Origin of the sequence: Polaribacter sp. R77954, assembly GCF_044595335.1 — a bacterium.
In the GTDB taxonomy this organism is placed as follows: domain Bacteria; phylum Bacteroidota; class Bacteroidia; order Flavobacteriales; family Flavobacteriaceae; genus Polaribacter.
Genome location: NZ_CP138992.1, coordinates 1651525 through 1663958 on the forward strand (window position 1 = coordinate 1651525; position 12434 = coordinate 1663958).

The 12434-nt window shown below is 32.3% G+C and carries 7 protein-coding genes; all 7 read left to right on the plus strand.

Going from position 1 to position 12434, the window contains the following annotated elements; translation table 11 throughout:
• Positions 1–10: 10 nt before the first annotated feature.
• On the plus strand, positions 11–1642 hold the full coding sequence (locus SJY27_RS07170; RefSeq protein WP_397447577.1) for a RagB/SusD family nutrient uptake outer membrane protein: 1632 nt from the start codon (positions 11–13) through the stop codon (positions 1640–1642).
• Positions 1643–1673: 31 nt separating this feature from the next.
• The gene (locus SJY27_RS07175) at positions 1674–3332 is read left to right on the plus strand and encodes a sulfatase (protein WP_397447578.1); all 1659 of its coding nucleotides are present in this window, start codon (positions 1674–1676) and stop codon (positions 3330–3332) included.
• A gap of 261 nt (positions 3333–3593) precedes the next feature.
• Positions 3594–5021: a GH1 family beta-glucosidase gene (locus tag SJY27_RS07180; protein WP_397447579.1), complete on the plus strand. Its 1428-nt coding sequence runs from the start codon at positions 3594–3596 to the stop codon at positions 5019–5021.
• 93 nt (positions 5022–5114) lie between these two features.
• Positions 5115–6548 carry an MFS transporter gene (locus SJY27_RS07185; RefSeq protein WP_397447580.1) on the plus strand — a complete coding sequence of 478 codons (1434 nt, stop codon included), beginning with the start codon at positions 5115–5117 and terminating at the stop codon, positions 6546–6548.
• A gap of 126 nt (positions 6549–6674) precedes the next feature.
• Entirely contained in the window at positions 6675–9086 is a 2412-nt protein-coding gene (locus tag SJY27_RS07190; RefSeq protein ID WP_397447581.1) for a GH36-type glycosyl hydrolase domain-containing protein, read from the plus strand.
• 121 nt (positions 9087–9207) lie between these two features.
• Complete coding sequence (locus SJY27_RS07195) at positions 9208–10680, plus strand: sulfatase (RefSeq protein WP_397447582.1); 1473 nt, start codon at positions 9208–9210, stop codon at positions 10678–10680.
• Positions 10681–10682: 2 nt separating this feature from the next.
• Positions 10683–12431: a glycoside hydrolase family 3 protein gene (locus SJY27_RS07200; RefSeq protein ID WP_397447583.1), complete on the plus strand. Its 1749-nt coding sequence runs from the start codon at positions 10683–10685 to the stop codon at positions 12429–12431.
• The last annotated feature ends 3 nt before the right edge of the window (positions 12432–12434 follow it).

Sequence of the window (12434 nt, forward strand, 5' to 3'; positions counted from 1 at the left end):
ACTACACATTATGAGATATAAATATATACTACTTGCAATTTGTTTTCATCTTTTTATTTCTTGCGATTCTTTACTAGAAATAAATGATGATTTAGCAGATTTAGGCGCATTAAATGATGAACTTTTATTTTCAACAGAACAAAATGTAGAGGAAGTTTTAAATGGTGTTTATGCAAAATACGCTTCCGAATTTTATCAAGGAGGTAATTTAATACAAATGACTTCATCTCACACTCCTTACTTTTCAGGAACAGGAGCAAAAGGTTTAGAGTTTGGTCAGTTTAATATTTCACCAACCTCTAAAAACTTAAATGATACTTGGGTAGAGATGTATGGTTGCATTGATAATGCTAATAATTTAATTGTTAAGGTTAATAAATTTGCATCAAACTTTTCTAATGCCACAAGATCTATTGGGCAAGCAAAATTTTTAAGAGCTTTAACTTATTTTGATTTAGTTAGAGTTTGGGGAGAGGTTCCACTAAGGGTAGATTTAGCAACTCAAAGTACATTGTACTTGGCAAAATCTTCTAAACAAGCAATTTATAGTCAAATTATAAAAGATTTAACAGAGGCTTCATCAGAACTTCCTTCGCAACCATATTTAGAAGGCAGACCATTGTCTTATGCTGCCCAAGCATTTTTAGCAAAAGTGTATATGCAAATGGCATCAGAATCAGGTTTATCTCAGTCTCCACAACAATATTGGGAGTTAGCATATCAGAATGCAAAATCAGTATATGATGCTGGTACATATACTCTTTTACCAAATTATGCAGATTTATTTAAAGAAGGAAATGAAAATACCAACGAAAGTATTTTTGAATTGCAATATATTTCAACAGGCACATCAACAAAAAGTGGTCAACACACAACAATTTTTCCTCCACAAAGATCTATATATAATCAAAGAAATCAAGGAGGTCAAGCTAGAGTTAACAGATTAGCTTTACACGATCATTATTTAGATTATAATGTTGCTGTTGATGAAAACCATACAGATACTCGAATTGATGCTACTTATATTAGAGATACCTATACAGAAATTGTGGCACCCAATAGAGTAAGAAACATCTATCCTACTCAATTCTCAGGTAACTTTGCTATAAATTTCATAAAGAAATACTCAGAATCAAATAATACTAATATTAACTCAGAAAAAAATAGAATTGTTTTTAGATATGCAGATTTGATATTAATGTTAGCAGAAATAGAAAATGAAAGAGGAAATACTGTGGAGTCTAAAGCATACATCAAATTAGTTTTAGATAGAGCAGACGCAACATTATATACAAAAGCAAATATCGATGCAATTGCTGGTGGAGAAGATTTACGCTTAAGAATAGCCAAAGAACGCATTTACGAACTGCTTGGTGAAGGTTTTGAATGGTTCGATTTAAGAAGAATAAAAATAGGCAATTCAACTTTTTTAGAAAACAGAATTCAAAGGAGAGAAGCTTTAATGAATGGTTCAGATTTATTTGATACGAGGAGTAGAACAAGTTATCATAATATTTGGAATCCTGATTTATCATTTGTGATAGGGAGTATATTAGAAAAAAATTATTTATTTCCAATTCCAGAAAATGAAATTATAGGAAATAATAATCTTACCAATGCAGATCAAAATCCTGGTTATTAGAATCAATTTTTAAAGATGATGAAATCTTACAATGGATAAAAAAAGAAAATACTTCTACACGTTTTTTGTGTTTGTGTTCGCAATTTTATTACTTACCTATTGTGGTAATAAAGCAATAAATGGAATTGCAAATAAAACCCAAATTTCAAAAAAACCAAATGTCATATTTATTATGGCAGATGATTTAACAACACAAGCCATAAGTGCTTACGGAGGTATTTATAAAGATATTGCCCCAACCCCAAATATCGATAAATTGGCAGAACAAGGGATGTTGTTTCAAGATGTATTATGTACAAATGCTATTTGTGGTCCTTCTAGAGCATCTATTTTAACTGGAGATTACAGTAATAGAAACGGTTATTATAAAAATGAAGGTGGAGGTAAGTTCGATAAAACCAAGTGGACTTTTCCTAAAGAATTTCAAAAAAATGGGTATCAAACGAGTTTATATGGTAAGTGGCATCTAGGCACAGAACCCCAAGGTTTTGACGACTATAAATACCATAATTCTGCAAGACAACAAGGAATGTACTGGAATCCTGTTTTTAATGAAAATGGAATTGATATCAAAGAAAAAGGATATTCAACAAATTTAAGCACTGATTTTGCAATCGATTGGCTAGCTCAAAAAAGACAAAAAGACAAACCTTTTTTAATGGTATTACAATACAAAGCACCTCACAGACCTTGGGAACCAGATACAAAATATGAACAATTATGGGAAGACATAGAAATGCCTTATCCTGCTACGTTTAATGATGATTATAAAGGAAGGGAATTAACTGCTGGAGATACAGAAATGACAATGGATTATTTCTCAAGAAGAGATATGAAGTTAGAAACGCCTAAGGAATTCAAAAAAGATTGGAGAAATCGTTTAAAGTGGGAATTTTATGGCTCTAAACCAGGTGAAATTGTACAACCAGAGAAAATGAGTGCTGCAGATGGTAAAAAATGGCGTTATCAAAAATACATCAAAGATTATTTGGCTTGTGTAAAATCTGTTGATGATAATATAGGGCGTGTTTTAGACTATTTAAAAGAAAACAATTTAGAAGAAAATACAATTATTGTACTAACATCAGATCAAGGTTTTTATTTAGGTGATCACGGTTTTTTCGATAAAAGATTTATTTATGAAGAATCTTTAAGAATGCCATTTATAGTTAGATATCCTAAGAAAATTAAGGCGGGTTCTGTAAATGAAGACATTATCACCAATATTGATTTTGCACCAACTTTGTTAGAACTTGCAGACATAAAAACAACCCAAAAAGTGCAAGGAAAAAGTTTTACTCCAATGTTATTTGGTAAAACTCCAAAAAAATGGGAACAAGCCATGTACTATCATTATTACGAGTTTCCTTTTTGGCACCACGTACAACCTCATTATGGCATCAGAACTCAAAAGTATACGTTAGCGCATTTTTACTATAATATTGATGTTTGGGAATTATATGATTTAGAAAAAGACCCAAAACAAATGCATAATATCATTTCAGATCCTCAATACACAAATGTGGTTTCCAAATTAAAACTCCAATTAAAAGAACTGATGGGCAAATATGAAAATAATAAATCCTTAGCTGATTTCAGAGCAATAACAGACACAGATTTTGGCGCAATTGTAGATAAAAGTAAAGGAGAACCATCAGTAAAGGAGCTCATAGGCAATGATAGAAAATAACTGAATTTCATAATTTCATGAATTTATTAAGCAGAAGTAATCCTTCTGCTTTTTTATTGTCAAATAATCGTCAATAAAGGGATACTATTCGTAATATCTACTTTTTTGACTATATCAAAACCTCTTTTGATGTTGAGTAAACCGTAAATACCTGCAATCAAACTAATTTTACTTCATCACAAATCTCGAATTTTTATTTGAGGTTCTATTTTATGAAAAATTTAAAACTCGTTTAGTTAGCGATTAAATAGCACAGTAAATATGAAAAAATTTCCAGAAGATTTTATTTGGGGTACAGCAACTTCTTCTTACCAAATAGAAGGAGCTGCAGATATAGATGGTAAAGGGCCTTCTATTTGGGATTCGTTTTGCACTATTCCAGGTAAAATTGCACAAGGAGAAACTGGCAATATAGCTTGTGATCATTACAACAAGTTCAAAGAAGATATTCAATTGATGAAAGATATGGGTGTAAAAGCATATCGATTTTCAATTGCATGGGCTAGAGTAATGCCAACAGGAAAAGGGGAAGTAAATGAAAAAGGAATTGCATTTTATTCTGATTTGATTGATGAACTTTTAAAAGCTGGTATAGAACCTTGGGTAACCTTGTATCATTGGGATTTACCATTGGCTTTACAGTTAGAAGAAGATGGTTGGTTGAATAAAAATATAACAAATCATTTTTCAGAATATGCAAAGCTTTGTTTTGATAGATTTGGAGACCGTGTAAAAAATTGGATTACCTTAAATGAACCTTGGGTAGTGGCTATTTTAGGCTATGGGCAAGGTGTTTTTGCTCCTGGAAGATCATCTAATTCAGAACCTTATCTAGCTGCACATCATTTAATTTTAGCACACGCAAAAGCAGTTGCTGTGTATAGAGAAAATTATGCGCATCAAAATGGGCAAATCGGAATTTCTAATAATTGTGATTGGCGTGAACCACTTACTGATAAAGAAGAAGATAAACAAGCAGCACAAAGAGCTTTGGAGTTTTTCTTAGCTTGGTTTGCAGATCCTGTTTATAAAGGAGATTACCCAAAGGTGATGAAAGAAAAACTGCAAGAACGTCTTCCACAGTTTTCTGAGTCTGAGAAAATACTAATCAAAGGTTCATCAGATTTTTTCGGATTGAACCATTATACAACAATGTATGCAGCTCACTCAACAGGTAAGCAAGAAGTCATTTCAGTGAATGGAAATGGAGGTATTTCAGAAGACCAAGATGTTAGTTTGTCTTTAGATAAAAATTGGGAGGTAACCTTAATGGATTGGGCAGTTGTGCCTTGGGGATGTAAAAAACTACTAAAATGGATTGATGAACGTTATGATCAACCAAATATTTATATCACAGAAAACGGTTGTGCTTATCCCGATAAACTAGTTGACGGAAAAGTTGAAGACCATAAAAGAGTCGATTTTTATCAAGGATATTTAAAAGCTTGCCAAGAAGCAATTGCTGAAGGCATTAAATTGAAAGGCTATTTTGCTTGGTCGTTTATGGATAATTTTGAATGGGCATCAGGATACGAAAAACGTTTTGGATTGCATTATGTAGATTTCGAAACGTTAGAAAGAATTCCTAAAAAATCCGCACTTTGGTTTAAAGAAGCAATCAAACAGAATAGCGCAGATTCAAATAGTATTAACAAAGCATTTAGTGAGAACCATAAAGTTTCTATGTAATTGAATGGAGGAGAATTTAATTCCAGTATTAAGCTGGTAAAAAGTATTGTATTCAAGGAATTCTTGAATAAAAATCAACTAAAAATATAAATTATGTCAGAAATAACAGGCTCAAATTCATTAGTAAAAAGCGAAGACAAAGTTCCTTTTTCAAAGAAACTAGCGTATGCTGCAGGAGGTCCAGTAGATATTTTAGGAGTTTGGGTAATGGTAAGTATTGCTTATCAGGTATTCAATTTCGAATTGAAAATGCCACCAACGTATGTCGCTATTATTTTAATGTCTTTGCGTCTTTGGGATGGAGTTATGGATCCTTTAATGGGTTGGATTTCTGATAATTTCCGTTCAAAATGGGGACGTAGAAGACCTTTCATTTTAGTTGGAGCAATTTTAGCAGGATTAACGTATCCTTTTATTTGGTGGTTTCCCACAGATATGAGTCAAGAAGGTATTATGTTTTGGGTAATTGGTTTTGGAATTATATTCTACACCTGTTTTACAGTTTGGGCAATGCCTTACCAAAGTATGTTAATGGAAATGACACCAGATTATAACGAACGCACAAGAGTTGCAGAAATTCGCGGATATTTTCAAACAGTAGCCGGTTTTTTTAACGGTTGGGTTTGGTGGCTAAGTATGTTGCCAATTTTCTTTATTGATGGAGAAGCGAGTCCTGTAAACGGAATGCGTTATATAAGTTTGATTATAGCAGTAGTAATATTGGTATTGGGAGTTTTACCAGCCATTTTTGTAAAAGAACGTTATTACGAAAGTGATTTAATTCAGAATCAGAAAAAAGTAAAATTAATAGATAGTTTACGAGAAACATTTTCGAATGTACCTTTTATAATTTTATGCGCATTAACATTATTCTTCTTATTAGGAACCTCAATTTTTGATAGCTATGGACGTTATGTTGGAACCTATTATGTGTTAGGTGGTGATTGGAATGAAGGTGCAAAATTTGCAGGTTATGGAACTTTTGTTTACACAGGGTTTAGTTTGTTATTTATACCCATTTTTAGAAAATTATCAGAAACAATAGGCAAACCAAGAGTGTTAATGATTTCTATGTTTATTGTAGTAATTGCTGTTACCACAACTTGGTGGACGTTTACACCAAATAATCCTTGGTTAATGTTAGCAAACACCGCTTTTATTGGAGCAGGTTATGCAGGTTTGTGGCTAATGATTCCTTCTATGCAAGTAGATGTAGTAGATTATGATGAGCTAAAAACAGGTGAAAGACGTGAAGGTAGTTTTGCTTCCATATTTTCTTGGGTCTTAAAATTTAGTTTTGTAATTGGTTTTCTGATTTCAGGTCCAGTAATTGAAATGACTGGTTTTGACGCAAATCTAGATGGAAATCAGGCTGAAGGTGTATATGATACTATGAGAATTGGCTTTTTAGTCATCCCAATTGTGGCACTAACTATAGCGATTTTATTATTAAGAACTTTTCCTATTACATCAGAAAAAGCCGAAGAAATCAGAATTCAGTTAGAAGAAAGAAGAGGGAAAGTTTAAGAGCTTTTAAAGAATAAAGAGTAAAGAGTAAAGAACAAAGAATATTGAGAATTGGAAAATTAGTTATTACCAACAACCATAAACCAACAAACATAAACCAAAAACTAAAAACATAAAAACATAAAAATGAAATACGGATATTTTGACGATAACAAGAGAGAATACATCATTACAAACCCTAAAACTCCCGTAAAATGGACGAACTATGTAGGAACTTTATCTTTTGGAGGAATTGTAGATCAAACAGGAGGTTCTTTAATTTGTAAAGGAGATCCTGCGTTAAACAGAATTGTAAAATACATTCCACAATTACCAGGATCAGATTTTAAAGGAGAAACACTATACATCAGATTTAAAGATGAAAATGGGAAGTATAAAATATTTTCTCCATTTTTTGTTCCAACTTTAGATAATTACGATTTATTCGAATGTCACGTTGGTTTATCTTATCAGAAAATAGTATCCGAATTTTACGGAATTAGAACAGAGGTAACCATTTTTGTACCTAATGAGGAAAACAGAGTAATTCGTAAAATTGAAGTTAAAAACATCAGTGGAAAAGATTTAGAAATTGATGTAATTCCAGTGGTGGAATTTACCCATTTCGATGCTTTAAAACAATACACAAATGCAGACTGGTGTCCTCAAACAATGACAATGAAAGCTGCTAAAAATGCAGATGGAACAGTACTTTTACGTCAGTATGCTTTTATGAAAAAAGATACTGAAAACAACTATTTCACTTCAAATTATCCTGTAGATTCTTTTCAAACAGATCGTAAATTATTTTTAGGTGATAATGAATATGGAACGTGGAAGAATCCGTTAGAATTACAAAACGAAAGTTTATCAAACTACGAATCAAATAGAGGCGATAATATTGCAGCTTTATTGCATAAATTAGGAACGGTTTCAAATGGAGAAACAAAAACCGTAATTACGCAATTAGGACAAGAAGCGCCAGAAAACGTAACCAAAGGCATTGAAAAATTTAAAGATGTTGCCAATGTGGATAAAGCTTTTCAAGAGCTATCAGAATTTTGGGACGATTATTTATCAAAAGCATCATTTAATACACCAGATGCTGCTTTCAATTCAATGGTAAATATCCACAATCCACGTCAATGTCACACAACCTATAACTGGTCTCGTTATTTATCTTTATACCAATTAGGTTTAGGTGCAAGAGGAATTGGATTTAGAGATAGTTCGCAAGATATTTTAGGTATTTTATCTTCAATGCCAGAAAAAGGAAAAGAATTAATTAAAAAATTAATTTCTGTAAAGAAAGAAGATGGTTCTGCAATGCACCAATTCTTCCCTTTAACTATGGAAGCAAACGAAGGTGATTCTCGTGAAGAGCCACACTTAAAAGATTTTTATGGCGATGATCATTTATGGATTGTACAATCTGTTTTAGAGTATATTAAAGAAACAGGAGATTATAAATTTCTTGATGAAGAAATTACTTTTTATGAGAAAAAAGTACCACTAACGCAACGTAAAAAAGGCACAGTTTTAGAACATTTAAAACGTTCTTTAGAGTTTACTAAAAATAATTGTGGTAAACATGGTTTACCTATGTTAGGTTTTGCAGATTGGAATGATACCGTAAATTTACCTGGCGATTCTGAAAGTATTTTTAATGCGAATTTATATGGAAAAGCTCTATTAGAAATGATTGCCCTACTAGAGTATTTAGGAGACAATGAATTGGCAGAACAATACAAAAAAGACCATACTCACATGAAAGATGTTGTAAATACACATTGTTGGGATGGAGATTGGTATTTACGTTATTTTGAGGACAATGGAAATGCTATTGGTTCGAAAGCAAACAGCGAAGGTCAGATTTATACAAACGCACAATCTTGGACAATTTTGGCTGGATTTGCAACTCCAGAAAGAGCAGAAAAAGCTTTAGATTCTGTTGAAGACAAATTGAATACCAAATTCGGAATTAAGTTAAGTTACCCAGGTTATAATGGTTATGATGAAAGTATTGGTGGAGTTTCTACTTATCCTCCAGGAGCCAAAGAAAATGGAGGTATTTTCTTGCATTCTAATCCTTGGGTAATGATTGCAGAAACAATGATGGGTAATGGAGACAGAGCTTTTCAATACTACAATCAAATTAATCCTGCTTCTAAAAATGATATTATAGACACGTTTGAATGTGATCCATATTGCTACCCACAAAATATTTTGGGTGATGAGCATCCACAATTCGGAATGGCAAGAAATTCTTGGTTGTCAGGTACGTCTTCTTGGACTTATCAAGCAGCAACTAAATACATTATGGGCGTTCGTCCAGATCATAAAGGATTAATGATAGATCCTTGTATTCCAAAATCTTGGGATGGTTTTACAGCAGTTCGTAAGTTTAGAAATGCTACTTATAACATCACTGTTACAAATCCTAAGAACGTTTCTAAAGGTGTAGTTTCTATGCTAGTTGATGGAACTAAAATTGAAGGAAATATCGCTCCAGTTTTTAGTGATGGTAAAGAACATACTGTAGAAATTACTTTAGGGTAAATTCATTAAAAAATCCTGCAAGGTTTCAAAAACCTTGTAGGTATAAATCAAGAAGCTAAATAATACCTATAAGGTTAAAAAAAGACATTGCAGCAAATAGCAATAACCAAATCATTATCTTATGAGAAATAAAATCACAAAAATGCTGTTTTTATCACTTTTTGCAACTTTAATGGTTTCTTGTGATAAAAAAACTGAACAGAAAGCTGTAGAAAATCAACCAAAAAACATCTTGTTTATTGCTGTTGATGATTTGAAACCATTGCTTGGTGCTTATGGTCATAAAGACGTAAAAACGCCAAATATCGATAAGTTAGCCGCAAACGGATTTGTGATGCAAAATAATCACTGCCAGCAAGCAGTTTGTGGACCTTCAAGAGCTAGTATTTTAACAGGAAAAAGACCAGATTACACACAAATTTGGGATTTAAAAACCTTAATCAGAGACAAAAATCCAGATGTGGTTACAATGCCTCAATATTTCAAGCAAAATGGTTATGAAACAGCTGCAGTTGGTAAAATCTTTGATTTTAGATCTGTAGATAAAGGAAATGATTCTATTTCTTGGACTTATCCTTATTTCAATTTCAAACATAAATCTAAAATTGGAAGAGAATACATTAAAAATAAAGAAAGAGTTTCTTATGAAGTTGTCAATGTTCCTGATAGTTTAACTGCTGATGGTGAGGTAGTAAGAAGAACTAAAAAACAACTGCAACATTTTGCCAAAGGCGATAAACCCTTTTTTATGGCTACAGGTTTTTACAAACCGCATTTACCTTTTGTAGCGCCACAAAAATATTGGGATATGTATCCTTTAGAAGATATCAAACTTCCAGAAGTTATGGAAGCTCCAGAAGGTGCTCCAAGTTATGCAACACAACCAAGTTGGGAATTAAGAGGTGGTTATGCAGATATTCCAAAAGATTACGATACACCAATTTCAATAGAAAAACAGAAAAAATTAATTCAAGGTTATTATGCTTGTGTTTCTTTTGTAGATCAACAAATTGGAAATGTTTTAGAGGAATTAGATAGATTAGGCTTTCGAGAAAATACAGTAATTGTTCTTTGGGGTGATCACGGATGGCATTTAGGTGATCATAATATGTATTGCAAACACACGAATTACGAGCAGTCTACAAAATCTCCATTAATTTTTTCTGCTGGAAAAGATAGAATTGGCGAAACGTTATCACCAACCGAATTTGTAGATGTTTATCCGACTTTATTGGATTTAGCTGGTGTAAAATCGCCTGGAAATTTAGACGGAGTTAGTTTAGTTCCAATAATGGAAAAGAAAGTAAAAAGTGTGAAAGATGTTGCTGTAAGTCAGTTTCCAAGAGATTCAGATAAAATGGGTTATACGTTTAGAAATGAAACCTATAGATATACAATATGGATTCAAGATGAAATGCCTTTTGAATCTAACAGAAATATAGATAAAGCTATAATTGTTGATGAAGAATTGTATGATTATGCAAAAGATCCTCAAGAAACTAAAAACCTAATTAATGAAGCTGATTATGCAGCAATTAAAAAGGATTTAAAAGCGAAAGCTGAAGCTTATTTCAAAAGTCAAGAAACCAATTAAATATGAAAACCTACATACAAGTTTTTCTAATAATAGTAACGTTATGCGTTACTATTATTAGTTGTAACCAACCCAAAGAAAATCAATTACCAAAAGCAATTTCTTACAATTTTACACCCAAAGATACCACTTGGAAAAGTATGTCGATTCGTGAAAAGATTGGACAAACAATGATTGTAAGAGCTTTTCATAAAGAGCAAGTAAAAGAATTCGGTTCAATTGATAAAATGATGGAAAAATATCCAATTGGTGGAATTTTTGTGCCTTATTGGGATTTTCTATTCACACCTCCAAGAGACCAAGTAATACCGACTATCAAAAATGCAATTTCAGATTACCAGAACGCATCAAAATACCCAATGATTGTTACCGAAGATTTTGAAAGAGGCGTTGGAAGTATTTATAATGAATTTACAAATATGCCTTCAGAAATGGCTTTAGGCGCAACAAATCAAAAGCATTTGGCGTATAAATTTGGAAATGCAATTGCTAAAGAATCCAATTCTATTGGAATCAATTGGTTGTTGCATCCTTTGGTAGATTTAAATATGAATCCGCTGCAAGATTTGGTGGTGGAACGTGCAATTTCAGATGATGCAACAAGAGCATATCCTCTTTTAAAATCTCAAATTGAGGGAATGAATGCTCAAGGAGTTGTGGCTACTATTAAGCATTTTCCTGGAGATGGAGCAACGATTAAAAATCAGCATTTAATAACCTCTGCAAACAATTTATCTATCTCAGAATGGAATGCAACTTTTGGTACGATGTATCAAAAAATGATAAATAATGGAACCCCTTGCATTATGGTTGGGCATATTCGTTTTCCAGCCTATCAAAAAGAGAAAAGAAATGGGGTTTTATTACCAGCATCTTTATCCGAAGAAATCATGGTTGGTTTGTTGAAGAAAAAGATGAAATTCAATGGAATTATTATGTCTGACGCCTTAAATATGGGAGGAGCAGCTGGGTATTATGATAATGAAATAGAAACTTCTTTAGCCGCTTTTAAAGCGGGTGTAGATATGGTTTTATGGCCAACTTTAAAATTTATGGATTCTTTGGAAGTTCGTATAAAACGTGGAGATTTACCAATGTCTAGATTAGATGATGCAGTAGAAAGAATTTGGGGAGTTCGTGAAAAATACAATTTGCTGAATAAGAAAAAAAATATTTTTTATGCAATTACTCCTGAAGAAACTACTAAAATTCAAGAAGATGCGCAGGAAATTGCAAATAGTGCTGTTACTCTGTTAACGGATGCTACTAAAATACCTTTAAAAGCATCAGAAAATAAAAGAATAGCTATTGTAAATATTAGTCATGAAGATAGAACGAATGATTTACGTTTTACACAAAATTTATTACAAGCAAAAGGTTTTGAAGTGGATACTATTTTACACAATCCTAATTTTCTAGATTGGGGAGAAAAACTGAATTTCTTTGATAAATATGACAAGGTTTTAGTTGCTTTCGAAAATAGGTATTTTAGTCCTTTAGGTGCATCACTTTTAAAAGATAAAGAAGCTTTAGGAGTTTGGACAATAGGTATGTTGCCACAAGATAAAATTATTGCAGTTTCTTACAGTAATCCATATTATGTAAATTACTATTTCGAAAATGCTTTTATAGGTATTAATGCGTATAGCTTAGATTTATTTTCACAAAAAGCAGTTGTAGAAACTTTAACTGGTGGCATTCCATTCAGAGGAACATCGCCTGTAAAATTAGAACATGATATGTTAAAGTAATAT